The sequence below is a fragment of the Streptomyces sp. NPDC000878 genome, assembly GCF_053599695.1.
In genome coordinates, this window is the sequence record NZ_JBSFMT010000021.1 from 61,054 (window position 1) to 86,320 (window position 25,267).

The 25,267-nt window shown below is 70.3% G+C and carries 30 protein-coding genes, 1 pseudogene and 1 riboswitch; of the genes and pseudogenes, 17 read left to right on the forward strand and 14 right to left on the reverse strand.

What is annotated here, in order from left to right:
- Positions 1-15 precede the first annotated feature (15 nt).
- A riboswitch (SAM riboswitch) is annotated at positions 16-162 on the forward strand.
- 17 nt (positions 163-179) lie between these two features.
- From thrC to groL, 4 genes are all read left to right on the forward strand, one after another.
- Positions 180-1,478 (forward strand): threonine synthase, encoded by a 1,299-nt coding sequence (gene thrC / locus ACWDR4_RS20485; protein ID WP_450410331.1) that lies wholly within the window; start codon positions 180-182, stop codon positions 1,476-1,478.
- A gap of 105 nt (positions 1,479-1,583) precedes the next feature.
- The gene (locus ACWDR4_RS20490) at positions 1,584-1,859 is read left to right on the forward strand and encodes a ubiquitin-like small modifier protein 1 (RefSeq protein WP_450410333.1); all 276 of its coding nucleotides are present in this window, start codon (positions 1,584-1,586) and stop codon (positions 1,857-1,859) included.
- A 441-nt stretch (positions 1,860-2,300) separates the two neighbouring features.
- Positions 2,301-2,507, forward strand: a complete 207-nt coding sequence (locus tag ACWDR4_RS20495) for a cold-shock protein (RefSeq protein WP_019057200.1) — start codon at positions 2,301-2,303, stop codon at positions 2,505-2,507.
- A 348-nt stretch (positions 2,508-2,855) separates the two neighbouring features.
- Positions 2,856-4,484, forward strand: a complete 1,629-nt coding sequence (gene groL, locus ACWDR4_RS20500) for a chaperonin GroEL (RefSeq protein ID WP_450410335.1) — start codon at positions 2,856-2,858, stop codon at positions 4,482-4,484.
- Between the two features lie 186 nt (positions 4,485-4,670).
- On the opposite strand, the gene ACWDR4_RS20505 is transcribed toward groL, so the two are convergent.
- Positions 4,671-4,892, reverse strand: a complete 222-nt coding sequence (locus tag ACWDR4_RS20505) for a hypothetical protein (protein WP_450410336.1) — start codon at positions 4,890-4,892, stop codon at positions 4,671-4,673.
- A 28-nt stretch (positions 4,893-4,920) separates the two neighbouring features.
- Between ACWDR4_RS20505 and ACWDR4_RS20510 the strand changes: the two genes are divergently transcribed.
- Positions 4,921-5,283, forward strand: a complete 363-nt coding sequence (locus ACWDR4_RS20510) for a hypothetical protein (protein ID WP_450410338.1) — start codon at positions 4,921-4,923, stop codon at positions 5,281-5,283.
- Positions 5,284-5,433: 150 nt separating this feature from the next.
- Complete coding sequence (locus ACWDR4_RS20515) at positions 5,434-6,564, forward strand: NADH:flavin oxidoreductase (protein WP_450410340.1); 1,131 nt, start codon at positions 5,434-5,436, stop codon at positions 6,562-6,564.
- A gap of 20 nt (positions 6,565-6,584) precedes the next feature.
- On the opposite strand, the pseudogene ACWDR4_RS20520 reads toward ACWDR4_RS20515, so the two are convergent.
- Positions 6,585-6,875: pseudogene (locus ACWDR4_RS20520) on the reverse strand (hypothetical protein); the annotation flags it as partial.
- Here ACWDR4_RS20520 and ACWDR4_RS20525 point away from each other — a divergent pair.
- Entirely contained in the window at positions 6,820-8,301 is a 1,482-nt protein-coding gene (locus ACWDR4_RS20525; RefSeq protein ID WP_450410341.1) for a subtype B tannase, read from the forward strand. The pseudogene ACWDR4_RS20520 and the gene ACWDR4_RS20525 sit on opposite strands and share 56 nt — an antisense overlap.
- On the opposite strand, the gene ACWDR4_RS20530 is transcribed toward ACWDR4_RS20525, so the two are convergent.
- The 4 genes from ACWDR4_RS20530 to ACWDR4_RS20545 all read right to left on the reverse strand — a co-directional run bounded on the left by ACWDR4_RS20530 (position 8,289) and on the right by ACWDR4_RS20545 (position 9,979).
- Positions 8,289-8,951 carry a Uma2 family endonuclease gene (locus tag ACWDR4_RS20530; protein ID WP_450410343.1) on the reverse strand — a complete coding sequence of 221 codons (663 nt, stop codon included), beginning with the start codon at positions 8,949-8,951 and terminating at the stop codon, positions 8,289-8,291. The two genes, ACWDR4_RS20525 and ACWDR4_RS20530, sit on opposite strands and share 13 nt — an antisense overlap.
- Before the next feature lie 210 nt (positions 8,952-9,161).
- A complete protein-coding gene (locus ACWDR4_RS20535; protein WP_450410345.1) occupies positions 9,162-9,497 on the reverse strand; it encodes a helix-turn-helix domain-containing protein in 336 nt (111 codons plus the stop codon).
- Positions 9,494-9,745 (reverse strand): hypothetical protein, encoded by a 252-nt coding sequence (locus tag ACWDR4_RS20540; RefSeq protein WP_450410347.1) that lies wholly within the window; start codon positions 9,743-9,745, stop codon positions 9,494-9,496. The genes ACWDR4_RS20535 and ACWDR4_RS20540 overlap by 4 nt, the downstream gene beginning before the upstream one ends.
- Before the next feature lie 51 nt (positions 9,746-9,796).
- Entirely contained in the window at positions 9,797-9,979 is a 183-nt protein-coding gene (locus tag ACWDR4_RS20545) for a DUF397 domain-containing protein (protein WP_450410349.1), read from the reverse strand.
- Positions 9,980-10,101: 122 nt separating this feature from the next.
- Between ACWDR4_RS20545 and ACWDR4_RS20550 the strand changes: the two genes are divergently transcribed.
- Positions 10,102-10,296: a hypothetical protein gene (locus ACWDR4_RS20550; protein WP_450410464.1), complete on the forward strand. Its 195-nt coding sequence runs from the start codon at positions 10,102-10,104 to the stop codon at positions 10,294-10,296.
- A gap of 51 nt (positions 10,297-10,347) precedes the next feature.
- Here ACWDR4_RS20550 and ACWDR4_RS20555 read toward each other — a convergent pair whose 3' ends face one another.
- A complete protein-coding gene (locus ACWDR4_RS20555; RefSeq protein WP_450410458.1) occupies positions 10,348-10,638 on the reverse strand; it encodes a DUF6355 family natural product biosynthesis protein in 291 nt (96 codons plus the stop codon).
- Between the two features lie 250 nt (positions 10,639-10,888).
- On the opposite strand from ACWDR4_RS20555, the gene ACWDR4_RS20560 reads away from it, so the two are divergent.
- The 4 genes from ACWDR4_RS20560 (at position 10,889) to ACWDR4_RS20575 (ending at position 14,901) form a co-directional block, all read left to right on the forward strand.
- A complete protein-coding gene (locus tag ACWDR4_RS20560) occupies positions 10,889-11,509 on the forward strand; it encodes a hypothetical protein (protein WP_450410351.1) in 621 nt (206 codons plus the stop codon).
- Positions 11,506-12,228: an alpha/beta hydrolase gene (locus ACWDR4_RS20565; RefSeq protein ID WP_450410353.1), complete on the forward strand. Its 723-nt coding sequence runs from the start codon at positions 11,506-11,508 to the stop codon at positions 12,226-12,228. Before ACWDR4_RS20560 ends, ACWDR4_RS20565 begins: the two co-directional genes overlap by 4 nt.
- A 229-nt stretch (positions 12,229-12,457) precedes the next feature.
- Positions 12,458-13,840 (forward strand): carotenoid oxygenase family protein, encoded by a 1,383-nt coding sequence (locus tag ACWDR4_RS20570; protein WP_450410355.1) that lies wholly within the window; start codon positions 12,458-12,460, stop codon positions 13,838-13,840.
- Positions 13,841-13,950: 110 nt separating this feature from the next.
- Complete coding sequence (locus tag ACWDR4_RS20575) at positions 13,951-14,901, forward strand: RNA polymerase sigma factor (RefSeq protein ID WP_450410357.1); 951 nt, start codon at positions 13,951-13,953, stop codon at positions 14,899-14,901.
- Between the two features lie 64 nt (positions 14,902-14,965).
- Here ACWDR4_RS20575 and ACWDR4_RS20580 read toward each other — a convergent pair whose 3' ends face one another.
- The 4 genes from ACWDR4_RS20580 to ACWDR4_RS20595 all read right to left on the reverse strand — a co-directional run bounded on the left by ACWDR4_RS20580 (position 14,966) and on the right by ACWDR4_RS20595 (position 18,226).
- Positions 14,966-15,559 carry a hypothetical protein gene (locus ACWDR4_RS20580; protein ID WP_450410460.1) on the reverse strand — a complete coding sequence of 198 codons (594 nt, stop codon included), beginning with the start codon at positions 15,557-15,559 and terminating at the stop codon, positions 14,966-14,968.
- Positions 15,560-15,689: 130 nt separating this feature from the next.
- The gene (locus ACWDR4_RS20585) at positions 15,690-16,223 is read right to left on the reverse strand and encodes a GNAT family N-acetyltransferase (RefSeq protein ID WP_450410359.1); all 534 of its coding nucleotides are present in this window, start codon (positions 16,221-16,223) and stop codon (positions 15,690-15,692) included.
- Between the two features lie 38 nt (positions 16,224-16,261).
- Positions 16,262-17,209, reverse strand: coding sequence for an N-acetylmuramic acid 6-phosphate etherase (gene murQ / locus ACWDR4_RS20590; protein ID WP_450410361.1), 948 nt, complete (start codon positions 17,207-17,209; stop codon positions 16,262-16,264).
- Between the two features lie 45 nt (positions 17,210-17,254).
- Positions 17,255-18,226: a MurR/RpiR family transcriptional regulator gene (locus ACWDR4_RS20595; protein ID WP_450410363.1), complete on the reverse strand. Its 972-nt coding sequence runs from the start codon at positions 18,224-18,226 to the stop codon at positions 17,255-17,257.
- Positions 18,227-18,282: 56 nt separating this feature from the next.
- Here ACWDR4_RS20595 and ACWDR4_RS20600 point away from each other — a divergent pair, with 56 nt between their 5' ends.
- Both ACWDR4_RS20600 and ACWDR4_RS20605 read left to right on the forward strand, forming a co-directional pair.
- The gene (locus ACWDR4_RS20600; protein WP_450410365.1) at positions 18,283-18,675 is read left to right on the forward strand and encodes a hypothetical protein; all 393 of its coding nucleotides are present in this window, start codon (positions 18,283-18,285) and stop codon (positions 18,673-18,675) included.
- Entirely contained in the window at positions 18,672-18,971 is a 300-nt protein-coding gene (locus ACWDR4_RS20605) for a DUF4031 domain-containing protein (protein ID WP_450410366.1), read from the forward strand. The genes ACWDR4_RS20600 and ACWDR4_RS20605 overlap by 4 nt, the downstream gene beginning before the upstream one ends.
- Here ACWDR4_RS20605 and ACWDR4_RS20610 read toward each other — a convergent pair.
- Both ACWDR4_RS20610 and ACWDR4_RS20615 read right to left on the reverse strand, forming a co-directional pair.
- Entirely contained in the window at positions 18,953-20,056 is a 1,104-nt protein-coding gene (locus tag ACWDR4_RS20610) for a GNAT family N-acetyltransferase (RefSeq protein WP_450410368.1), read from the reverse strand. The two genes, ACWDR4_RS20605 and ACWDR4_RS20610, sit on opposite strands and share 19 nt — an antisense overlap.
- A 53-nt stretch (positions 20,057-20,109) precedes the next feature.
- Positions 20,110-20,802, reverse strand: coding sequence for an HD domain-containing protein (locus ACWDR4_RS20615; protein WP_450410370.1), 693 nt, complete (start codon positions 20,800-20,802; stop codon positions 20,110-20,112).
- A gap of 46 nt (positions 20,803-20,848) precedes the next feature.
- Between ACWDR4_RS20615 and ACWDR4_RS20620 the strand changes: the two genes are divergently transcribed.
- Positions 20,849-21,556, forward strand: a complete 708-nt coding sequence (locus ACWDR4_RS20620; protein ID WP_450410372.1) for a maleylpyruvate isomerase family mycothiol-dependent enzyme — start codon at positions 20,849-20,851, stop codon at positions 21,554-21,556.
- A gap of 82 nt (positions 21,557-21,638) precedes the next feature.
- Positions 21,639-22,331 (forward strand): copper homeostasis protein CutC, encoded by a 693-nt coding sequence (locus ACWDR4_RS20625; RefSeq protein ID WP_450410374.1) that lies wholly within the window; start codon positions 21,639-21,641, stop codon positions 22,329-22,331.
- A 261-nt stretch (positions 22,332-22,592) separates the two neighbouring features.
- On the opposite strand, the gene ACWDR4_RS20630 is transcribed toward ACWDR4_RS20625, so the two are convergent.
- Complete coding sequence (locus tag ACWDR4_RS20630; RefSeq protein ID WP_450410376.1) at positions 22,593-24,635, reverse strand: HelD family protein; 2,043 nt, start codon at positions 24,633-24,635, stop codon at positions 22,593-22,595.
- A gap of 390 nt (positions 24,636-25,025) precedes the next feature.
- On the opposite strand from ACWDR4_RS20630, the gene ACWDR4_RS20635 reads away from it, so the two are divergent.
- On the forward strand, positions 25,026-25,211 hold the full coding sequence (locus ACWDR4_RS20635) for a hypothetical protein (RefSeq protein WP_450410378.1): 186 nt from the start codon (positions 25,026-25,028) through the stop codon (positions 25,209-25,211).
- The last annotated feature ends 56 nt before the right edge of the window (positions 25,212-25,267 follow it).

Genomic DNA, 25,267 nt, shown 5'->3' on the forward strand with positions numbered 1-25,267 from the left:
CTCACAACTTCATACCGCTCATCCAGAGGGGCAGAGGGATACGGCCCGATGAAGCCCCGGCAACCCTCCAGCCGGTCTTGTCGCATGTCATGCGCGAGGCTGCCGGCTCGGGAAGGTGCCAAATCCGTCTCATGGCGAGATGCGCCATGAGGAAGATGAGGAGAAAGGGCCTCGCCTCCATGGCTGCGCAAACTGTCGAGAGCACCACTACGGACTCCGTCGCTTCTGTCGATCTCGGTCCCGCCACCGCGCTCTCCTGCCGCGAATGTGGCCACCGCGTCCCGCTCGGTCCGGTGTTCGCCTGCGAGGAGTGTTTCGGCCCGCTGGAGATCGCCTACGACTTCTCGGCGTACGACACCGAGGACCTCCGCAAGCGCATCGAAGCGGGACCCGCGAACATCTGGCGTTACGCGCCCCTCCTGCCCGTCCCCGCGGACGTGGCGACCAAGCCCAACATCAACCCCGGCTGGACCAAGCTCGTCCAGGCCGACAACCTGGCCCGTGAGCTGGGCGTCGACGCCGGCAAGCTGTTCGTGAAGGACGACTCCGGCAACCCGACCCACTCCTTCAAGGACCGGGTCGTCGCCCAGGCCATCGAGGCCGCGCGGGTCTTCGGCTTCACCACCCTCTCCTGCTCCTCCACGGGCAACCTGGCCGGTGCCGTCGGCGCCGCCGCCGCCCGCGCCGGCTTCCGCTCCTGCGTGTTCATCCCGCACGACCTGGAGCAGGGCAAGATCGTCATGGCCGCGGTGTACGGCGGTGAGCTGGTCGGTATCGAGGGCAACTACGACGACGTGAACCGCTTCTGCTCCGAGCTGATCGGCGACCCGGCCGGCGAGGGCTGGGGCTTCGTCAACGTCAACCTGCGGCCGTACTACGCGGAGGGCAGCAAGACCCTGGCGTACGAGATCTGCGAGCAGCTCGGCTGGCAGCTGCCCGACCAGCTGGTGATCCCCATCGCCTCCGGGTCGCAGCTCACGAAGATCGACAAGGGGCTGCAGGAGCTGATCAAGCTCGGGCTGGTCGCCGACAAGCCGTACAAGATCTTCGGCGCCCAGGCGGAGGGCTGCTCGCCGGTGTCCGTGGCGTACAAGGCCGGGCACGACGTCGTACGGCCGCAGAAGCCCAACACGATCGCGAAGTCGCTGGCGATCGGGAATCCGGCGGACGGGCCGTATGTGCTGGATATCGCGCGGCGGACGGGTGGGGCTGTCGAGGACGTCAACGACGAGCAGGTCGTCGACGCGATTCGGTTGCTCGCGCGGACCGAGGGGATCTTTGCGGAGACCGCCGGTGGGGTGACCGTGGGGGTCACCAAGAAGCTGATCGAGAACGGGCTTCTCGACCCGACGTTGACGACTGTTGTGCTGAACACCGGGGATGGGCTCAAGACGTTGGACGCTGTGGCCGATGTCGGGCTTACTGCGACGATTCGGCCCAGTCTTGAGTCGTTCCGGGATGCCGGGCTCGCTTCTTAAGAGGTACGAGGTAATAGGTCGTTGTTCGTCTGCGGGCCTGTGGGGGCTGGTCGCGCAGTTCCCCGCGCCCCTTCAGGGGCGCCCCACTGACCGGAGGTCGAAGTCATGAGCGTTTCCGTCCGCATCCCCACCATCCTGCGTACCTACACCGGTGGGCAGGCCGAAGTGGCCGCCGAGGGTGGGACTCTCGCCGAGGTCATCGACGATCTGGAGAAGAACCACACGGGGATCGCCGCCCGGGTGCTCGACGATCAGGGCAAGTTGCGTCGGTTCGTCAATGTGTACGTCAACGACGACGACGTCCGGTTCGAGCAGGGGCTGGAGACGGCGACGCCGGACGGTGCGAGCGTGTCGATCATCCCCGCGGTCGCGGGCGGCTGATACCCGCCAGTAGTAACCGTCGGTAACTTTGATTACCGAGAGTTCATCGAATTGCCCCCTCCGTGAGAGAAGCGGAGGGGGCAATTCTGTATGGTTGAGCGCGGTACAGTTGGGGAAGCCGCACCACTTGGCTTGCCGCACGAGTATGAATTCCTGCCGCGCACCCATTGAGAAGTAGCCAAAGTGTGCAGGCCTTTTGCGTTTTTTGCTCCCTTTGTGGGGCCCGACTTGCCCTGAATTCGTGTGAATTCTCCGCATATTCCATGACCTGGCGTGCCCGGATTTCTCGTCCGATTGACCTGTTGCAGAGGGCAGTTGGACAGATACATTCGGCCGCGGTCGACGCGTTCCGGCGCACACCCCCACCGGTTGGGGGGTGAGGTCTGACCCGGATCCGCGAAGTGTGGATCTGTGCAAGGGCCAGTAATAGGGGAGTTAGGCATGGCTCAGGGCACCGTCAAGTGGTTCAACGCGGAGAAGGGGTACGGCTTCATCGCGGTCGACGGTGGTGCGGATGTTTTCGTCCACTACAGCGCGATTCAGATGGACGGCTACCGCACCCTCGAAGAAGGTCAGCGGGTCGATTTCGAGATCTCGCAGGGCCAGAAGGGGCCGCAGGCGGACATGGTCCGTCTGGCGACCAGCTGAAGCACGCGCCGGCGCACCGCAGCGACGTTCTTCTTCAAAGGGCTCGTACTCCGTGGGACCTCACGGGGTGCGAGCCCTTCGGCGTGTCTGCCGGTGGCCTACCGGCCCGTAGGTCCCTCTCTGCTCACCTGTGTTCACCTGCGGATCTTCGAGAGCCGCTTGCACTCGACAGGGGCGAGTGCTAATCATTGGCGTTAGCACTCTGAAGGTGAGAGTGATAACGAAGGACCGGGTCGGTGAGGCCCGCAGGCCAGGTGGTGCAAGGAACCATCGGGGCAGGCAGGCCGTCCGTCGCGGGCGCCAACGCGGTCCGGAGCAATCCACCCCAGTCCGGGAGGACCACTTCACATGGCCAAGATCATCGCGTTCGACGAGGAGGCACGGCGCGGCCTCGAGCGCGGCATGAACCAGCTCGCGGACGCCGTCAAGGTGACGCTCGGCCCCAAGGGCCGCAACGTCGTCCTCGAGAAGAAGTGGGGCGCCCCCACGATCACCAACGATGGTGTTTCCATCGCCAAGGAGATCGAGCTCGAGGACCCGTACGAGAAGATCGGCGCCGAGCTGGTCAAGGAAGTCGCGAAGAAGACGGACGACGTAGCCGGTGACGGCACGACGACCGCGACCGTCCTGGCCCAGGCGCTGGTCAAGGAAGGCCTGCGCAACGTGGCCGCGGGTGCGAACCCGATGGCCCTGAAGCGCGGTATCGAGAAGGCCGTCGAGGCCGTCTCCGGTGCGCTGCTCGACCAGGCCAAGGAGGTCGAGACCAAGGAGCAGATCGCTTCGACCGCCTCCATCTCCGCCGCCGACACGCAGATCGGCGAGCTCATCGCCGAGGCGATGGACAAGGTCGGCAAGGAAGGCGTCATCACCGTCGAGGAGTCCCAGACCTTCGGTCTGGAGCTGGAACTCACCGAGGGCATGCGCTTCGACAAGGGCTACATCTCGGCGTACTTCGCGACCGACATGGAGCGCATGGAGTCCTCGCTGGAGGACCCCTACATCCTCATCGCCAACTCCAAGATCTCCTCGGTCAAGGACCTGCTCCCGCTCCTGGAGAAGGTCATGCAGTCGGGCAAGCCGCTGCTGATCATCGCCGAGGACGTGGAGGGCGAGGCCCTCTCGACCCTGGTCGTCAACAAGATCCGCGGGACCTTCAAGTCCGTCGCGGTCAAGGCCCCGGGCTTCGGCGACCGCCGCAAGGCGATGCTGAACGACATCGCGATCCTCACGGGTGGCGAGGTCATCTCCGAGGAGGTCGGTCTCAAGCTGGAGAACACCTCCCTGGACCTCCTGGGCCGTGCGCGCAAGGTCGTCATCACCAAGGACGAGACGACGATCGTCGACGGCGGCGGCTCCGCCGACCAGGTCGCCGGCCGGGTCAACCAGATCCGCGCCGAGATCGAGAACTCTGACTCGGACTACGACCGCGAGAAGCTCCAGGAGCGCCTGGCGAAGCTCGCGGGCGGCGTGGCCGTCATCAAGGCCGGTGCCGCGACCGAGGTCGAGCTCAAGGAGCGCAAGCACCGCATCGAGGACGCCGTTCGCAACGCGAAGGCGGCCGTCGAGGAGGGCATCGTCGCCGGTGGTGGCGTGGCCCTGCTCCAGGCCTCCTCGGTGTTCGAGAAGCTGGAGCTGACGGGTGACGAGGCGACCGGCGCGAACGCCGTGCGGCTCGCCCTGGAGGCCCCGCTCAAGCAGATCGCCGTCAACGGTGGCCTCGAGGGCGGCGTCATCGTCGAGAAGGTGCGCAACCTTCCCGTCGGCCACGGCCTCAACGCCGCGACCGGTGAGTACGTCGACATGATCGCCGAGGGCATCATCGACCCGGCGAAGGTGACGCGCTCCGCGCTGCAGAACGCGGCGTCCATCGCCGCGCTCTTCCTCACCACCGAGGCCGTCATCGCCGACAAGCCGGAGAAGGCCGGCGCCGGCGCCGGCGCCGGTGGCGGCATGCCGGGCGGTGACATGGACTTCTGATCCTTCAGGGGATCGGCAGTTCATCAGCCGTACGAACGCGAGTACGGACTGTACGAGTTCGAGGGCGGCACCCTTCTTCAAGAAGGGTGCCGCCCTCGGGCGTTTGCGGGACCATTGGGGCGTGCTTTTCGGGGGAGCGGGCGGAAGACGTGGTGGTCGGGACGCCGGGAGGCCCGGGGGTTCGGGTCAGCCCGGGGCGCCGCCCGAGCCGCCGCCCGACTCGTCGATGCCGGAGCGGGCGCCGCTCAAGGGGCGCGGGGTGCATTCGGCGTTCGTGTACGTCGGAGCGGGGCTGTTCGTGAGTGCGGTGCTGGTCGTGGGGTCGATCCCTGGGCTGTTGGCGTCGCGGTCCACGGTGAACGGGGGCGATGTGGGGCCGACGTACACCGACACGGGGTCGGCGCCCACTCCGGAGGACGTCCTCTACCGAGGTGACGTGCAGCTGGGGTCGATGGAGTGGTTCGACCTCGACCGGTGGTCGTTCGGGCCCGAGGAATCGGCTGACGTGCTGCTTCAGGCGGACGAGAACGGTACCTCCCTCATCCGTCCGTCGCAGGAGACCTTGGTGAAGGCGCCGGCCGGTGTGGTCGTCCGGTCGCTGGACAGGTGCGCCGAGCTGCTTTCCGACTCCGAGGGTGGCCCGCAGGTGAACGCCGTGCCGGTGTCCACGGGCGACACCGTCTGTCTCCGGACCGACGAGGGGCGCGTCGCCAGACTCGTCATGGGGGCCGTCGAGCCCGGCGACGAGGTGCAGGCCGAGGTGACCGTCTGGACCCCCGAGGTCCCGCCCACGCAGTGACGCAGTGGCCGGGATCACAGCGGACATCCCCGGTGGGCCGGAATGGCGGGCCGGACGGGCGTAGTTGATGCACATGCATGCACACAGGCGCAGTCATGTGCATCGACCGCACCTCTGCCCGTTCTGCCCCCTGCCCTCAGGAGCCCCCACGTGACAGCCCCCGCCCCCGCCGACACCTCCCGCGCGGCCCAGATCCTCTCCCGCCCCCTCACGGTGAACGGCCTCACCGTGCCGAACCGGATCGTGATGGCGCCGATGACGCGCAACTTCTCGCCCGGTGGCGTGCCCGGCGAGGACGTGGCCTCGTACTACTCGCGTCGGGCCGGGGCGGGCGTCGGCCTGATCGTCACCGAGGGCACGTACGTCGGACACGACTCCGCCGGTGGCAGCGACCGCGTCCCCCGTTTCCACGGCGAGGAGCAGCTCGCGGGGTGGGCGAAGGTCGCCGAGGCCGTGCACGCGGCCGGCGGGAAGATCGTGCCGCAGCTGTGGCACATCGGCATGAGCAGGGAGGCCGGGCAGCCCCCGTACGCCGACGCCCCGCCGGTCGGCCCGTCCGGGCTGCGCCTTGACGGCACCGCCGGTACCGGGAAGGCGATGACGCAGGACGATCTGGACGACGTCATCGACGCGTTCGTCGAGGCCGCGGTGGCCGCCGAGCGCATCGGCTTCGACGGGGTCGAACTGCACGGCGCCCACGGCTACCTGATCGACCAGTTCCTGTGGGCCGGCACCAACCACCGCACGGACGCGTACGGGGGTGACCTGCTCGCCCGTACGAAGTTCGCGGTGGAGATCGTGGCCGCCGTACGCGAGGCGGTGTCCGCGTCGTTCCCGATCATCTTCCGTTACTCGCAGTGGAAGGGGAGCATCTACGACGCCCGCCTCGCCGGGACCCCCGAGGAGCTGGAGTCGATCCTGACCCCGCTCGCGGCGGCCGGAGTCGACGCCTTCCACGCCTCCACGCGCCGCTACTGGCTGCCGGAGTTCGACGGCTCGGACCTCAACCTGGCCGGCTGGACGAAGAAGCTCACCGGCAGGCCGACCGTCACCGTCGGATCGGTCGGCCTGGACGGCGACTTCATGCGGGGCTTCGCGGGCGAGGGCGCGCCGCTCAAGAGCATCGACGACCTCCTGGACCGCCTGGAGGACGAGGAGTTCGACCTGGTCGCGGTCGGCCGGGCGCTGCTCCAGGACCCGGAGTGGGCGGCGAAGGTGCTGGCGGGCCGGACCGGTGAGCTGAAGGCGTACGACGCGGCGGCGCTGGGTTCGCTGAGCTGATTCAGGCCCGCTGAGAGTTGATCCAGGCCCACCGAGAGCTGATTCAGGCCCGCCGACGTGGTGAACCGGTCGCCCGCAGATACCGTCCGCAAGATTTCCGCCAAAATTGCTGACAATTTTGTGGGCGATTGGTTCGTTTTGCTGGCCGCCCGTCGGCCACCCGCCTCCGCCGTCACTGGAGACGCACAGGAGACCTTAAGAAACGGCTGTTGAACTGTGCGGCGTCCGAACGAGCCGCGAAGACAGGAGACAGCGATGAAGCGCAGGTCAGTGGTGATGGGACTCACCGCCGCAGCCGCCGCGATCCCCACGGTGGGATTCGCCTCCAGTGCCCGGGCCGCGTCCGTGGCAGCCGCGTCCCTGGTCTTCGACCCGGCCGCCCACACCGAGCAGACGGTCACCGTCACCGACACCACGGGCACCGCCCACGAGGTGGTCTACCGCTTCTACAAGGTCGCCTCCTACGTGGCGAACCCGGTCGACGCGGTGTACCAGTCCCTGAACGTCTGCGAGCCGGTGCGGATCGACGGCGCGGCGGTCGACGCGAGCGGAGCGCCGATCCTCCTGGCGAACGCCGTCGGCGGCTACATGCCGTCCTCCGTGGCGGCCAAGACCGGGATCACCGCCACCGGAATGGGCGGCACGACCACCCGCCAGGCGCTCGCGCTGGCCGCCGGGTACGTGGTCGTGGAACCGGGAGCGCGGGGCCGTACCCTCGTCGACGCGACGACGGGCGTCTACTACGGGGTCGCGCCCGCCGCGATCGTCGATCTCAAGGCCGCCGTACGGTACTTGAAGTCCAACAAGGGGCGGGTTCCGGGGAACGTGAACCGGATCTTCTCGTCAGGTGTCAGCGCGGGTGGGGCCCTGTCGTCGCTCCTGGGGGCGTCCGGCGACAGCCCGCTGTACGAGCCGTACCTGGAGGCGATCGGCGCGGCCGACGCGAGCGACGCGATCTTCGGGACCGGCGCGTGGTGTCCGATCACGGACCTCGAACACGCGGACATGGCGTACGAGTGGTGCTGGGGGACGAACCCGCTGGGCAGCGGAGCACAGGTGGACCAGACGTTGTCGGCCGAGCTGAGGACGGCGTACGGCGAGCATGTGGCGTCGCTGGGCCTGCGGGCGAAGGGGTACGGCAGACTCACCGCCCGCAACCTCGACGACTACCTGCTGAAGACGTTCATGGAACCGTCGGCGACGAGGTACCTGACGGCCCTGTCGGACGAGGCCCGCGCGACCTACCTGGCCGCGAACCCGTTCATCACCTGGTCGGCAGGCAGGGCCGGCTTCAACTGGGCGGACTTCCTCGCCCACGTGGGCGCACGGAAGAAGAACGTCCCGTCCTTCGACACCTTCGACATGGCCAGCCCCGAGAACAACCTCTTCGGTACGGGAACCACCCGGGCCCGCCACTTCACCCTCTGGAGCCTCCGCCACGAGAACGGCGACAGCGCCCGTCTCGACGCGGACATCCCGGAGAAGCTCGCCCTGATGAACCCGATGCACCACCTCGTCGACAAGGTCAACGGCAAGCGCTCCAAGCACTGGTGGATCCGCCTCGGCACGAACGACACGGACACGTCCCACACGGTCGCGGGCAACCTGCACGCCCGCCTGAAGCAGCTGGGCGACGACGTCGACACGTCGTACTACTGGGACGCGGGGCACGGGGCGGATCAGGACCCCGGGGAGTTCGTGAGGTGGATCGGGGAGGTCGCGGGTCAGCCGGCGTAGTCCTTGAGCTTCTCGGTGTGCAGGGTGATGCCCACGGGGTGCGGGATCGCCACGGTGGCCCCCCAGGGGTAGGACGGGGACTGCTGGTACCGGCCGTCCTTCGGCTCGCTGAACACGGTGACGGTGTTGTTGTCGCGGTCGACGAGGAGGTACACCGGGATGTCGGCCTCCGCGTAGCCGATGGGCTTGTCGACGCGGTCGCGCTGGTCGGTGTCCCGGTCGTGGGAGGTGATCTCTACGGCCATGAGGATGCCGACGGCGTCGGACCATTCGCCGTGGCCCTTGAAATGGTCCTCCGGTACGAGGGCTCCGTCTGGGCGAGCGCGTCCTCTGCGGTGGGCCTCGACTCTGATGCCGGGGCGGGGCATGAGGTTCAGGTCGGGTCGCTGTGGCAGGGACTGGCGGAACAGCCACATGAAGATGCAGCTGTGCTTGCCGTCGGGCACGGCCTTGACCACTAGTTCTCCGGTGAGGTACTCCAGCCGCACGGTCTCGGGTGCCCTTCGCTCCAGTTCCTCGAAGTCCTCGACGCTGAGCGGGTCCCGCGTACGCAGTTTTCCGCCGATGAATTCGAGCCGCACATGCTCGGGGGCCACGTCGGCCAGTTCCTCGAAGTCCTCGATGGGCAGCAGCTGCGGGCGAGAGTTCATACCCGTGGCCTTTCTCGGCGTCGGTCGATCAGGGCCGCGCGGGTCGCGGCGGCGTAGGCGTGGATTGTTGTGGCGGCGACGTGAGAGGGGGACGGCCGGGGCGGGGTGCGCTCGCCCGGCCGCCCCCGCACACGCACCCGGTGTGCCTCTGCCCGGCCCGGCGCACCGCCTTTCGCGCACGCTGGGACGCGCAGCGGCGGCGCGATGATGTCAGGCTGCCGAGTGGCCGATGAAGGTGACTTCCTCGCGGTCGTCGTCCAGGGCGATGTTCAAGGAGGCGTCCAGCGCGAGGGCCAGGCGGCGCAGCAGGGGGAGGGTCGGCACGGCATCGGCGCCTTCGATGCGGGAGACCTTGGCCTGGTTGAGGCCGGCCCGCTCGGCGAGTTGGGTCTGGGTCAGCCCCAGTTCCGTGCGGCGGTCGTACACGGCTTTTGCGAAGGCCATGGCCAGCCGGATCTCCGCACGCTCTGCCCTGACCTCCGGGGACTCGGTGTCTCCCCCGGCCAGCTTCCTTTCCCGGGCCAGCCTCCATCGGGTGTGGCTCATGCGCCCTCTCCTTCCTGGCCTCGGGTGTACATGGTGTGGGCAGGTCCGTGCGCGTCGGCACACACCTTGCGGGCGGACACCGCGCGCACCCCTTCCTCCAGCGGGCGTGCGAACGGCATGGGCGTTCGCGGGCCCAAGGTGGCCAGCAACTCGGCGTACTCCTCGACTTTCCGGTGCTGCTTGTCGGGGAGCAGCTCAAGCCATGACTGCACCTCGGGCTCCAGCTCGATCACGTACAGGTCGTCCATACGGCGACCGTATTATGTCGTCAGCAGCATACTCGCGCCGCTGGGAAACGGTCACCCGATGGAGTGATCCGACGGCTGCTTGAGGTCGTCGACGAACGTCGTCCACGCCTCCGCCCGGAACGCGAGCTTCGGCCCCCGGCGGTTCTTGGAGTCGCGTACGGGGACGAGGTCGGGGTGGCCGGCGGCGACTTCGAGGCAGTCGGCGCCACTGCCGTCGCTGGGCGTCGACCCCATCAGCGGTGCGAGCGACGAGCCCTTCGCGCTGGTGCTCCTCGGGCGCTGCAACGTCCGTACGGCGACGCGGCTGGCCGCCGTGCTGGAGGGCGTGGCCGCGGGCGGCGACGAGGGTGAGTGACGTGTCGTACGCCCTTGATGCGCGCGACGGGCGCATCGGCGAGGTCATGGGGCGCGAGGGCGGGTACGTGCAGTTGCGGCCCGTGGGCGGCGGGTGCGAGTGGGACTGTCCGGCTGAGGCGTTGGGGGAGGCTGCGCCTGCGGATGTGCTGCGGGCGCGGGTGCGGCGGGTGAACCGGGAGGGGCGGCTGCCCTGAGGTGGGGGCGGTCGGCCCGGGCGAGGCCGGGCCGACCGGCTCAGGTCGGGGTCAGCAGAGGCGGCCGACGTAGTGGGCGCCGTCGATCTTGCTGCTGCTGCCGAGCCAGGTGTCGCCGGGGCCCACGCACTTCTCGTAGTTCGGGCCGAACACCTCCACCTCGATGATGATGCGGGAGCCGTCGCCCGTGCAGTGGTTGTAGTACGCGTCGCTGCCCGTCTCGTAGAACCCGCAGGGGTTCGCGGCTGCGGTGGCCGCCGGGGCTGCGACGGCGAGCAGCAGGGCGCCGGCCACGGGGGTGGCGGCGGCGAGGGCGGTGGTGAGGACGCGGCGGACGTTCAAGGCCTTCAAGGACGGTCTCCTGGAGAGGGGAAGGGAAAGGTGGGTGTCGGACATCGGCAGCATTGACGATCAAGGCGCGGCGATCCGGCACTTTTCCCGGACGGGGTGCGTGGTTCACCCGGTCGTGTGGATCAAGGTTTGACAGACCCGGGGCTGTGGTGGGCGTCACACTCTGGGTTTCGAACTTTGGGCGTCGGCCGCGCATCTACTCGGCGTCGGGTTCACAGAGGAACATCTAGAGGAACACTCAATGGGTTATCTGCGCGGATTCATCCCCTGGATCGTCTCGGGTGTGGTCTCGTCCTTCGACTGGCGCTGGGGCGCGGCAGCGGGCCTCGTCACGGGGCTGCTGCTCCTGGTGCAGGACCGCCGTCGCGGGGTCGGCCTCGATGCCCTGATCCTGGAGATCAGCACCGTCGCGTACTTCGTCGTGGTCGGCGTCGTCGCCGTCACCGCGCCGGACTCGGCCCTGGCGGACCACACCGACGTCGTCTCCTTCGGCTGGCTTGCGGCCACCGCCTGGGGGACGCTGGTGATCAGGCGCCCCTTCACGCTGGGGATCGCCCGGCGCCAGACACCCCGCGAGTACTGGGACATGCCGGAGTTCATCCGGGTCAACAACCACATCACCAGTGCCTGGGGCGCCGGCTTCACCTTCATCGGCGTCGCTCTGGCGGTCTGCGGCGCGGTGGACGCCCCGGCCTGGGTGGGCATCACCGCCCATGTCGCCGGTCTCGTCGGCCCCGCCGTCTTCACGAAGGTCTATCCCGCCCGGGCCCAGGCGCGAGTGACATCCGCGGCCTCGCAGGCCCCGCACCCGCACCTCACCGTCATCCCACCGCACGACCACGAAGGAGCTGGCGCATCGTGAGCACCACACCGGAAGCAAGCCAGGCAAACCAGGCAAGGGAAGCGAAGAACGTCGTCCTCGTCCACGGCGGATTCGTCGACGGATCGGGCTGGAAGGGGGTCTACGAGCTGCTGCGCGCCGACGGCTACCACGTGAGCGTCGTCCAGAACCCGACGCTCTCGCTCGCCGGCGACGCCGCCACGACCAGGCTGTCGCTCGACGCCCAGGACGGCCCGACCGTACTGGTCGGACACTCCTACGGCGGCGCGGTGATCTCCGAGGCCGGCAACCACGAGAACGTGTCCGCGCTCGTGTACATCGCGGCGTTCGCGCCCGACAAGGGCGAGTCCGTGAACACCCTCATCGCGGACCCGCCGCCCGGAGCCCCCGTACCGCCGATCCTGCCGCCCGTCGAAGGGTTCCTCTTCCTCGACCGGGAGAAGTTCGCCGAGTCCTTCGCCGGGGACCTGCCCGCCGAGGAGGCCCAGTTCCTGGCCGACTCCCAAGTGCCGTGGGGCCTGGACGCGTTGGGCGGGGCGGTCGGTCACCCGGCCTGGCGCAGCAAGCCGAGCTTCTACCTGGTCGCCACCGACGACCGCATGATCCCGCCCCCGGCCCAGCGGATCATGGCCGAGCGGGCCGGCGCGACGGTGACCGAGACCGGCGGCAGCCACGCCGTGTACGTGTCCAAGCCCGCCGAGGTCGCCGAGCTGATCAAGAGGGCCGCGTCGGGGAAGTAATCCCGGACCATCCCATCCCATCCCCGTTCCCCTGCGGATCCCGCGACCGGCACGACACTCGCGGGATCCGCAGGGGGCTCACCGAGGTCACGAGGGCCGCCAGGCCACCAGGGCCGCGAGGGCACCAGCGCCACCAGGTCATCAGGCCGCCAGGGCCACGAGGCCACCAGGCCACGAGACCGCCAAGGCGCCAAGGCCCCCCGAGCAACAAGGAGACAAGGTAAGCGGCATGGCCGACGAGACAGCTCTTCCCCTGTATCTCCGGGGCCGCTTCGCTCCGGTCCCGGACGAGCACAGCGCGGCCGGTCTCACCGTGCGGGGCGCCCTGCCGCCCGAGCTGGACGGCCGCTACCTGCGCAACGGCCCCAATCCGCTGCCCGGCGAGGACAAGGGCCACTGGTTCACCGGCCCCGGCATGCTCCACGGCATCCGGCTGAGGGGCGGACGCGCCGAGTGGTACCGCAACCGGTGGGTCCGTACCCGGGAGTTGGAGGGGCACCCGTTCATCCGCGCGGACTCCACCGTCGACCTGGCCACGACGCCCGCCAACACCCACGTGATCCGGCACGCCGGTACCGTGCTGGCGTTGTGCGAGGTGGGCCTGCCCTACTGGGTCACTCCGGAGCTGGAGACCGTCGGCCCGTACGACTTCGGGGGGCGCCTGACGACCGCGATGACCGCGCACCCCAAGGAGGACCCGGTCACCGGCGAACTGCACCTGTTCGGCACCGGGTTCACCCCGCCGTACCTCACCTACCACCGGGTCACCGCGGACGGGCTGCTGCTCGACAGCCGGCCGGTCGGCGTACCGGGCCCGACGATGATGCACGACTTCGCCATCACCGAGCACCACATCGTGTGGCTGGACCTGCCCGTCGTCCTCGACCCGGGGCTGGCCGGGCGCGGCGGCATGCCCTACCGGTGGGACGACGAGTACGGCGCCCGGCTCGGCGTCATGCCGCGTACGCCCGGCAGCACCGAGGTGCGGTGGTACGACGTCGATCCCTGCTACGTCTTCCACGTGGGCAACGCCCACGAGGACGCGCACGGGCGCATCGTGCTGGACGCGGTGCGCTACGACCGCGCCGGCTTCGAGCACACCTGGTCGGACATCGGCGGCCCCACCGGCCCCACCGGGCCCACGTGGCCCACAGCACCGGGCCGCTCCTCGGCTCTCTCCCCGGCCCCCTCCGTCCTGCACCGCTGGACACTGGACCCGGGCACCGGCCGCGTCACCGAGTCCCGGCTGGACGACCGCGAGGCCGAGTTCCCCACCCACAACGAGACCCTCACCGGGCGCCCGAACCGCTACCTGTACACCGTCTCCGGCGACGGCATCGCCAAGCACGACCTCACGCGGCACACCCGCCAGGTCCACGAGACCCCCGGCAGCCGCTACGCCGGGGAGGCGGTCTTCGTACCGGCGCCGGACGCCACCGGCGAGGACGAGGGCTGGCTCCTGTCGCTCGTCTCGGACGACGACGGTGCGGCGGGCGAACTGCTCGTCCTCGACGCCGCCGACCTCTCCGTACAGGCGGTGGTGGAACTGCCCTGCCCGGTCCCGGCCGGCTTCCACGGCAGCTGGCTGCCCGAGCCCGCGCACGGGCTCTGAAGCCCTCCCGGAAAAGAGGGACTTCCGCGATACTCCACTCCATCCCGTCTTCTTCTTAAATGGCTAAACAGCACACGGTTTGTGACACGTCGTCACGGAGGCGTTCAGACATGGTGCCCCTCGACCCGCCCACGGATGAGGAACTCACCCGCCGGGCCCAGTCCGGCGAGGCCGAGGCCCTCGGTCTGCTGCTGGCCCGCCACCAGGCGCCGATGCGCGCGGTGGCGCTGAGCCTGCTCGGGTACGGCCCCGACGCGGAGGACGCGGTGCAGGAAGCCGCGCTGACCGCGCTGCGGCGCATCGGCGACGTACGGGATCCCACGGCCGTGGGAGCGTGGCTGCGGGCGGTCGTACGCAACGCCTGCCGCATGCGCCTGCGCGCCGCGCGGGAGACGCCCGGCCTCGACGGCCTCGACCACCTGCGCCTTCGCGACGACGAGCCGTCGCACCCGGAGCAGCTCATCGAGCGGCACGCGATGCGCGACTGGATCTGGGACGCGGTGGAGGAACTGCCGGAGCAGCTGCGGCTGGTGCTGATGCTGCGGCACTTCAGCGGGATCACCTCCTACCAGGAGATCGCCGACGCGTGCGACGTACCGGTCGGCACGGTACGCAGCAGGCTCAACCAGGCCAGGGCGAAACTGGCCCGGGTGCTCACGGACAGCGCCACGCAGGCGCACGACGACGCGGCGGCCGTCACCGAGGAGAGCAGGCACGAGGGCATGGCGACCCTCCAGGCGTGGCAGACCGGGGGCCTGCCCCGGGAGATCTCCGAGCTGTGGCCGGCGGAGTCCGAAATGGTCGGCCGGCTCGGTCGGCCGGGCGAGCACACGCATCCCATCCCGGTCATGCGCCGCTACCTGGAGTACGGGGTGCGCCAGCATCTGCGCCATGTGGTGGCCAGCCGGGACATCGACATCTGGGAAATGGACGTCACCCACGAGGTGGACGTCACCCTGCTCGACCCCGCCCACATCTGCCCACCGAACCTCGCCTGGCTCATGTTCCGCCGCGACGGACGGGTTCAGCGGCTCCGGGTGGTCTTCCCCCGGCAGGCGTGACGAGAACAGCTCCGGCCGCGCGGGAGCCCGAAGCCGAGCCTGCCGACCTCCATTCGGAACGTGCTCACAGGTTCCCCATCGGCTCGATGTCCACCTTCACCGGGGTGCCCCAGATCCGCAGGACCTCGTAGTCGGTGAACTCGTGGACCAGGCGATAGGCGATACCGGGACGGGATCCCCGGCGCTCGGCGGAGAGGTAGCGCTCGGCCTCCAGGCGGTCGCGGCGCGGGGTGCCGCAGAGCTGCCAGACCTGGCCGGTCCAGACCTCGGGGAGCCAGCGCTGCTGGGGCTGGGGGCGGTCGGCGCGGACGCCGTAGCGGGACATCGTGCGCTCGGGGGCCGCCGATTCCGGGTCGGCGGGACGCGACTGGGGGTAGGTGCCGTTCTGCTCGCTGCTGCGGCGTGCGCTGCGGCGGCGCGTCTCGCAGAGCAGGCACAGGTCGACGGCGCTCTCGTCGACCGGGCCGTTGGGGTGCTCGGCGCAGCGGGTCGTGGGCGCCGACCCGATCACCGTGTCCTCCAGGATCGCCAGGGCCCGCTTCAGGTCGGCCTTGACCTCGTGCAGTTTCGCGTCGGCGCTGTCGCGGGTGAGCACGTCCCCGTGCTCGCCGAGGACGCGCAGGGCTCGCCCGAGGGCGGTCAACTGGGCGTGGTTCACGATGGTCGTCCCTTCGGCGGACAGGCGTACGTGCGTGTACATGCGGTTCGCTGAGTGTTCAGCGGTCTCCACCGTCGCACACGCCACTGACAACGCGGGCGCGAGTACGGGTATGCCTACGGAGGCGGCCCTACGCCTCGAACTCCGTGAGGTCGATCGCGTGCACGATCAGCTGATGGCCGTACACCGGGTGGGTCGTCTGCCGTTCCTCCGTCAGGCCCAGCTTGCGGATGACGTTCTCGGAGGCGTCGTCGCCCGCCCTGCTGATGCTGATCACCCGGTCGAGACCCCGGTCCTGGAGGGCGAACTCCAGGGTGGCGTGGGCGGCCTCGGAGGCGTACCCCTGGCCCCAGAACTGCGAGCCGAGCAGCCAGCCGATCGCCACGTCGGCCGCGACCTCCGGCAGGAACTCGGGCACGGACAGGCCGACGGCGCCCGTCAGTTCGCCCGAGGCGAGCAGTTCGACGGCGAAGACGCCGAAGCCCTCCTCGTCCCACTCCTCCTCCCACCGCTCGATCGCCTCGGCCGTGTACTCCAGGTCACGCACCGAGCCGTCGTCGATCCAGCGCATGACCTGGGAGTCCGCGTGGATCTCCGACAGGGGCACGAGGTCGTCGTCGGTCCAGCGGCGGAGGAGGAGGCGGGGGGTGTGGATCTCGGTCATGGCGCCCATCCTGCCCGACGGGTGGAGGCCCCCACGCATCAGTGGGGTGCAGCCGCCAGGGCGGCCCGCAGATGGCCGTCGTTCTCCGCGAGGAGGCGGGCGGCCGTCGGGCCGTCCACTCCGCCCAGTACGACGAGGATCGCGTTCTTCGTCTCCCCGTCCGTCGCCGCGAGCGCCGCCTCGATCTCCTCGTCGCCCGCCCCGGTCGCCAGGGCGACGATCCGCCGCGAACGGGCCCGGAGCTTCTCGTTCGACGCCCGTACGTCGACCATCAGGTTCCCGTACGTCTTGCCGAGCCGGATCATCGTGATCGTCGACAGCATGTTGAGGACCAGCTTCTGGGCCGTGCCCGCCTTGAGCCGCGTCGAGCCGGTGAGCAGCTCGGGCCCGACGACGATCTCGATGCCGTGCTCGGCCGCCGCCGCGAGCGCGCTGTGCGCGTTGCAGGACAGCCCGATCGTCAACGCGCCCTGCGCGCGGGCGTGTTCGACGGCACCGATCGCGTAGGGGGTGCGTCCGGATGCGGAGACGCCGACCACCGTGTCCAAGGGGGTGATGTCGAGCGCGTCGAGGTCACCGGCGGCCAGCTCCTTGGAGTCCTCGGCGCCCTCGACCGAGGTGACCATGGCCTCGGGGCCGCCCGCGATCACGCCCGTGACCTGCGCGGGGTCGGTGTTGAAGGTGGGCGGGCACTCGGACGCGTCCAGCACGCCGAGCCGGCCGGGCGTCCCCGCGCCCGCGTAGACCAGCCGGCCGCCGCGTGCCATACGGGCCGCCAGGGCGTCGATCGCGGCGGCGATCTCGGGGAGCCGTTCGGCGACGGCGGCCGGGACGGTGGTGTCCTCGGCGTTCATCAGCCGGGCGATGTCGAGGGTGGGCAGCTGGTCGATCTCGGCCAGCTCCGGGCGGAACGCCTCGGTCGTCAGCGTCTCCAACTCCTCTTTGAGGGCGCGGTGGTTGGAGGAGGCGTCAGCGGTGGAGGTCATGGCGTGCGGCTCTTTCTGGTCTAACGGTCCAACGGTCTTCCCGTGTTATCGGCGTGCTGTCGTGCTGCCGCTGCGCGGGGTGTGGCGGTGCGCCAGGGCCTCGTAGGAGGCCGAGAGGGCGGGTGCGGCGGTCTCGTACGTCTTCTGCGCCACGCCTATGAACAGGCAGTCCACGACGAGGAGTTGGCTGGTGCGGGACGACATGGCCGCCGGGCGCAGCTCGCTCTCGCGGGCCGTGGAGGTGGTCAGGATGTGGTCGGCGTACTGCGTGACGGGCCCGTCGGGCCGCCCGGTGATCGCGACGGTGGTGGCCCCCCGCTCGAACGCAACCCTGAGTGGCTCGATGACGTCCCCGGTCGACCCCGAGTGCGTGATCGCGACGGCGACGTCCTTCGCGCGCAGCTGCACGGCGTTGGTGACGGCGAGATGCGGGTCGCTGTGGGCGTGCGCTATCAGCCCTATGCGCAGCAGCTTCTGGGTGAGGTCCTGGGCGACCAGGCCGGAGGCGCCGACGCCGTAGATGTCGATCCGACGGGCGGCGGCGAGCGCGCCGACGGCGGCGGACAGCTGGGCGATGTCCAGCCCGGCGGCCGTGTCGGCGAGGGTCTGCTGCTCGTCGTACGCCAGTTTCGCCACCACGTCGGCGAGCGGGTCGTCGACGGCGATGTCGGCGGTCACGGCGGGGGAGCGGCCCGACTGCTGCTGGGCGGCCAGGCCCGCGAGCGCGAGCCGCAGATCCCGATACCCGGGGTACCCGAGCAGCCGGGCGGTACGGACGACCGTCGCCTCGCTGGTACCGGTGAGTTCGGCGAGACCGGTGACCGTGAGGGCCGCGCAGCCGGCCGGGTCGGCGGCGACCGCCTCGGCGACGCGCTGCATGGAGCGGGTCATCGTGGGCGCCAGTGTCCGCACCTTGGCGGCGAGGGCGGCGGGCGCGGGCGGGGTGACACCGAATCCACCGGGTCCACCGGGCGCGGCGGCGGCTGATCCGAAAATTTCCTTCACTTCTTGGGTCACATGATGAAAGATATTTTCCATTCGGTCGGACGGTCAAGAGTGCGCACAATGGGTGCATGACCCCCATCACCTCCTTGGAGCAGGCGTTGCACGCGGCACGCGCCCTCGTGCTCGCCGACCTGGTCGCGGGCGAGGTCGCCGAGGCGGACGTGGTCTCGATGGTCGAGGAGTCGGTCGTACAGCGCCGCTGGTGGGTCGAGCAGTGGCCGGAGGGTTCCGGGTACGTGGCGGGGCTGGTCGCCCAGGACGTCCAGGACGCCCTCCTGGAGAGCTACGGCCGCTGGCCCCTGTGCCCGGTGTGCGGCGCCGGCGATCCGCACGCCCTGGAGGTGGAACCGGAGCTGGGCCCCGACCCGCAGTGGGTCTGCCACAAGGCGGGGGTGCGGGTCGCGTCCCTGGGTGCGCTGGGTTCCGCGGGCGGGACCGACGGTGGGTCGGCCTCGTCGTGACCGTCTACATAGACCCGCCTGTCTGGCCGGGCCACGGACGCCTGTGGTCCCACCTCGTGAGTGACGTGTCGTACGACGAACTGCACGCGTTCGCCGATGAGTTGGGGGTGCCTCGACGGGCCTTCGAGCGCGACCACTACGACATTCCGTCGCATCGGTACGGGGATGTGGTGGCGGCCGGGGCGGTGGAGGTCAGCAGCCGCGAGGTGGTGCGGCTGCTGCACGGGGCGGGGCTGCGCAGGCGGAAGACGTCGGACCTGACCGACAGGCCGGGGCGTCAGCCGCGCAACTCGTAGGCCTGGAGCCCCTCTTCGTCCAGTTCCTCGCTCACCTTCACGAATCCGGCGCGGGCGATCACCGCCTGGGACGGGGTGTTGTGCGGCTCGATGGTCGCGAACAGGGACCGTACGTCGTCCCGGGCCAGCGCCCACTTCGCCAGAACGCGCAGCGCCTCTGTGGTGTAGCCGTTGCCGCGTGCGGCTTCCGCGAGGTCGTAGCCGACCTCGGCCTTGCCGTCCTCGTCGGGAACGCCGTGGAAGCCGATGCCGCCGACCGCGCGGTCGTCCTCACGGCGTACGAGGACGTACAGGCCGAACTCCGGGCGGTGCACGCCCGCTTCGTACGACTTGACCACCATCCCGGCGGCCTCGCGAGTGCCGTCGAAGGGGCCGCCCTCGATCCAGTCGAAGCCGCCGGTGCCGCCCGCGCTCAGATCGGTGGCGGCGGCCGGGGTGACGCCCTCCAGGCGGAGGCGTTCGGTGTCGAGGACGTGGTTGTTCGTCCAGTGCCACTCGGTGAGCCGGGCGCGGCCGGGGAGGTCGGCGCGGCCGGTCGCCCAGAGCAGGTTCCGCCAGTGGTCGGGGCCCGGCCGGACCTCCGGGAAGATCCGGGTGAGGACGAACTCGGCCAGATGCGCGGGCGGTTCGTACGGCAGCCCGAGGCCCTCGGCCATGTCGTGGGCGTGCAGCAGTACCTCGGCGATGCCCATCGCGGCGAAGCCCTCGCGGTTCGCGCTGCGGAAGGGGAGCGGGTGGAAGGCCCGCGCGTCACGGGGTGCGGTGCGGATGGCGGCGGTGAGCAGGGCGCCGGTCGCCGCGATGACGTCGAGGACGTCGGAGTTGCCGGCGTTGGTGGCGGGGTTCAGGCCGTCGTCCTCGCTGGTGAGGCTGATCCTGAGGGGGAGGTAGCCGTGCTGTGCCCGACCCGCCAGCCGGGTGGCGTACGCAATGAAGTCGGCGACGATGTGCTCGGCGGTCTGCCGGCAACTCCACTCCAGCCCACCGGCGTTGATGCCCACCCAGTCCCGGTCCACCGCCGGCCGCAGCAGCGCCACCACGCTCGCGACGGCCTCGTCCACTTCGTCCGCACCCATGCTCAGCATGCGGCGAGGATAGGTGGTCGGGTGGGCGCGCGGACACGGATTAATGGGCCCGGTCAAAGGGGCTCCGGATCCGCTTCGAGCCGCGCCAGCTCCGCCGCGACATTGGCCCGCGCCGCCTCCTCCCACACCTGCGCCCCGTACGGCGTCCGGAACAGTCTTGGCAGGGCGAGGAGTTGGCGCAGTACCGCTGCCCGCCCCTCCCGGAAGGCGTCCTCCGGGACGAAGCCGTACTCCTCGCGGACGGCGGCCGTGTAGGTGGCGTACGTCTCCGGGGGCGCGGCCAGGATCGCGAGGTCCGCGTCGCACAGGACCTGGCCGTTGCGGTCGTCGGGCGCCGGGGCGTGGGTGACGGTCAGGCGGACCAGGCGGGCCACCTCGGCCGTGTCCGCCGCCGAGACACCGGCCTCCGGGAGCGCGCGCTCGGCGAGACGGGCGGAGCGTTCCTCGTTCTCGGAGCGGTCGGGGGCGTACACGGCGTCGTGGAACCAGGCGGCGAGGCGGACCAGGGCGGGGTCGGGGGCGTACCCGGCTTCGGCCTGCTCCAGCACGTCGATGTGGTCCAGGACCGCGGTGAGGTGGGTGAGGGTGTGGTAGCGGCGGTGGGGTTCCTGGTAGCGGGTGAGGAGGTTGTCGGCGTAGGGGGTGGGGGTGGCCGTGGTGGCTTGGGCTGCTTTCAGGGTTTGGGTCCAGCGGGTGCGGAGGGCGTCGAGGGTGCTGGAGGTGTCTGGATCGGCTTGATCAGGCATGGGGGCATTCTCCCGGTCGGCCGCTTCCGCCCCTAGCGTGGAATCCATGACGTCTTCTGCCGATGTACGTGACGTACGTGACCCCGAGCTGCCCGGGCGGCTCCTGACCGTCGAGCGCGACACGCTGATACCGCTGCTGCGGGCCCGGTCCGAGGCCGACTTCGGGATCCTGACCGCCGGGTGTCCCGAGTGGACCGTGCGGGATGTGCTCGCGCACTGTTCGGCCGTGCTGCTGAGGGTGGTGGAGGGGCGGCTGGAGAAGGGGGCCTTCTCGCCCGAGTCGAACGCCCGGGACATCGCCGAGCGGGGCGACTGGACGAACGCGCGGGTCGTGGACGAGCTGGAGCGGGCGATGGGGGAGGCCGGGGTGGTGATCGCCCGGGCCGGCGGGGTGCTGGACGGGGTCGCGCTCGGGGAGTGGGTGCACGCAGGTGACGTACGCGAGGCTCTTGGCGAGCCCGGGGCGTATGCGGGGCCCGGGCTGCCGTACGCGCTGCCGCTGCTCGCGCGGCTGAGCCGTGAGCGCGGGCTGGTGCCGCTCCATGCCGACGTCGACGAACTGGACGAGCCGTTGCGGCTGGGGGATGTGTCGGGGGTGCGGACGCCGGGGCGGTTCATCGGGGGTGCGGCGACGCTTGTACGGCTGTATGCGGGGCGGTCTGTGGTGGGGGCGGGGGCGGGGGCGGAGTCAGGATCGGGGGCGTTCGAGCTGGTGGGGGTGGAGGTGGGGGAGCTGAACATGTTCGGGGGGTGAGGGACGGGGCGGACCTCATGGGCGTACGCTTGGATTGGACTAGACCTGTAGTGCTCCAAGGGCGACCAAGGGAAGGGGTCCGATGGGCCAGCGTGCAGTCCTGGAGGTGATCGCCCTCGGTGTCGAGGACGCCGTCGCCGCTCGGGACGGAGGTGCGGACCGGCTGGAGCTGGTCACCGACATGGCCGCCGACGGGCTCACCCCGACGGTCGCGGCCTTCGCGGAGATCCGGGCCGCCGTCGACATTCCGCTGCGGGTGATGCTGCGGGTGACGGACGGGTTTGCCGCGGGGGATGTGGACGGGGTGGTGCGGGTGGCTCGGGAGCTGCGGGGGGTGGGGGCGGAGGAGTTCGTGCTCGGGTTCCTGGGGGCTGACGGGGGTGTCGATCTCGGGGCGGTCGAGCGGGTCGTCGGTGTGCTTGACGGTTGCCGGTGGACGTTCCATCGGGCGATCGACCATGCCGTCGACCGGGATGCGTTGCGCAAGCAGCTCGATGGTCTTCCGGGGCTCGACACTTACCTCACGGCTGGCTCGGTGGCGGGTGTTGATGAGGGCCTGCCTACGTTGCTCGCCGAGGCGGCGAGGGGTGGGGAGCCGGGGTATGAGCAGCGGCTTCTTGTGGGTGGGGGGTTGCGGCTGGAGCATGTGCCGCGGTTGCGGGCGGCTGGGGTGGATGCGTTTCACATCGGGGGGGCGGCTCGGCCGGAGGGGTGGGGGCGGCCGGTGTCTGTGGCGGCGGTGGGGGAGTGGCGGGGGGTGTTGGACGCGGGCTGAGGCCGGGCCTTTTCTCGCCCCCGCCGCCCCTACCCATTCCCATCCCCTGGGGGCTGCGCCCCCAGACCCCCCTTTCGCGCTGAACGCGCTCGTCCTCAAACGCCGGACGGGCTAAAAGATCAAGCCCCGGCCGGCACCATCCAGCCCGTCCGGCGTTTGAGGACAAGGCCCGTTCAGGGCCGGAGCGGGGGTCTGGGGGCGCAGCCCCCAGGGATGGGACGGGTAGGGGCGGCGGGGGCGAGAATCCTGCCCGCGCGTCCGTCAGGCCAGTTCCCCCGGCAGCGGCGCCGCATGCGTCACGATCAACCCCGACACCGCTCGGGTCAGGGCCACGTACAGGCGCCGCAGGCCGGTGCGTTCGTCGGGCTCTCCGTCCACCACCGCCCGGGGCTCGTCCAGGACCACGTAGTCGTACTCCAGGCCCTTCGCCAGCGACGCCGGGACCAGGGTGAGGCGGGTCTCCTGCGTTGTCTCCTCGCCGGGGGACAGGTATCCGATGCCCGCCTCCCTCAGCGCTTCCGCCAGCGCCGCGACCCGCGCGTCCGCCGCGATCAGGCCCGTCGAGCCCTCGTTGCGGAGCAACTCCTCGCAGGCGCGCACCACTTCGGCCTCCGGAGAATCCGTACCGCTGATCTCCCGTACCTCGAAGAACCCCGGGTTCTCGCGGACCGATGCCACGGGCGTGAGACCTGGTGCGATGTGCGGCAACAGGCGGGACGCGTACGTGATCACGTCCGTCGGGACGCGGAAGCCCGCCGTCAGCTCCTCCACCACCGCGTCCGACTTGCCCAGGTGGGCCAGCGCCTCCTCCCAACTGCGCGTCGCCCAGGGGGTGGTGCCCTGCGCCAGGTCGCCCAGTACCGTCGCCGAGCCGGTCGTGCAGCGTCGGCCCACCGCCCGGTACTGCATCGGGGAGAGGTCCTGTGCCTCGTCCAGGACGACATGCCCGAGGGAGTGCGTGCGCTGGACCAGGTCGGTCGTCTCGTCGATCAACACGGCGTCCGCGGCTGACCACTTGGCCGACTTCACCGACCGTACGGGCTTCGCCCAGAGGATCTCCTTCTGCTCGTCCTCGTCGAGGATTCCCGCCGCGTGGACGGCCAGGAAGTCCGCGTCGGTGAGCAGCCGCAGGACCAGTTTCGCGGGGTCGACCGGTGGCCAGACCGCCTTCACCGCCGCCTTCACCGCCGTGTTGCGGGCCACCGCGTCCTGGACGCGGTCGTCGGGCGCCTCGCCCGACCGTTCCATCTGCACCAGCACCGCGTGCGCGATCCGCTGCGGCAGCGCCTCGCGGGCGGCGCCGTACCGGATGCCCCGGTCCAGCAACTCCCGGACGATGACTTCGAGTTCGTACGCCGGGACGCGCCAGCGCCGTGACCCCCGTACGACCATCACCGGCTCGGTGGGGAGGGTGACGTGGGAGTAGACCGCCCTGCGGAGAACCTCCGCCATCCTCGCGTCGCCCTTGATGACGGCCGCCGCCGCGTCGTCCCTACCGCGCACCTCCACATGGGCCACCAGGTCGTCGACCGTGGCCTGCTTGACCTCCAACTCGCCCAGGGCGGGCAGCACTTGCTCGATGTAGTGGAGGAAGGAGCGGTTCGGCCCGATGACGAGGGTGCCGGTGCGGGCCAGCCGGTCGCGGTGGGCGTAGAGGAGGTAGGCGACCCGGTGGAGGCCGACTGCCGTCTTCCCGGTGCCGGGACCCCCCTGCACGCACACCGAGCCGCCCAGCCCGCTGCGTACGATCTCGTCCTGTTCGGGCTGGATGGTCGCCACGATGTCGCGCATCGGGCCCACGCGCGGGCGCTCGATCTCCTGCTGGAGCAGCTTGCTGGTGGCCGCCGCCTCGGCGGGGTCGGAGAGGTGCTCGTCCTCGTACGCGGTGAGGTCCCCGCCGGTGTACCCGAACCGGCGGCGCAGCCCGATGTCCATCGGGTCCTTCTTGGACGCCCGGTAGAACGGCTGGGACACCGGGGCACGCCAGTCGATGACCATGGGGTCCCCGTCGGCGTCGTGCACGTGCCGCCGCCCGATGTAGAACTGCTCCCCCTCCGCGCCCTCGGCCTGCTCGGCGCCGGGCGCGTGGAGGTAGTTGAGGCGGCCGAAGAACAGCGGGGTGTGACTGAGGTCGGCGAGGGCCTTGATCCGCTCCTCGATCTGGTGGGAGAGGACCGCCGCGTTGACCCAGTTCGCGGTGACGTCCTTGATGTCGAGGGACTCCGCGTCCTCACGCATGGCCCGGAGGGCCGCCCGGGAGGCGGAGAGATGGGAACGTTCGCGGCCGAGGGGGTCGTCGGGCATGGGGATGGGGATGGGGACGGGGCTGGACAAGGGGGGTGCCTCCGGATACCTGCTGCATACCTGCCGCATTTCTGCTGCGGTATCTGCTTCTGCTGCTGGGGTGTGACGTCGAGAGCCACCCGGTTTCCGTCCGGGCGGCGGCACTCCGTGAGCGGGAGGCGGGCAAGAGCGGAGATTTTAGGGGAGGGGAGGAGGCGGAGGCCAATCAATTTCGACGCCCCGGCACGCACGCCCCGGCCGCACGCCACCGCCTACGTCGTCCGTAGTCCCCTAGGGGGCAGGCTCCACCTTCCTATGGGGGAGACGTCCACCCGGAGTCGTACGGCGGTACGACGGAGGTTCGCCCCGCAGGCCGATGGCATCGGGGGCCCCGGACGCGACCATGGATACATGAGCGCAGCAACCTTCACCCCCGCGTCCGTGTCCTCCCGTCGCCCCGGCGCCACCGCCGTAAAGGGCGGCCACAGCCACCGCCTTGGCGACGCTTTCCGCGCCGTCAGGGTGTTCACCGGCGCCGCCCTGAGCGTCGTACTCCTCGGCGAATACGGCGAGGAGGCGGGCGTGCGCCGCAGGTGAGCGGCGCCCCGCCAGGAGCACCGGTCATCAGCCGGTGATCAACCGGTCATCAGCCG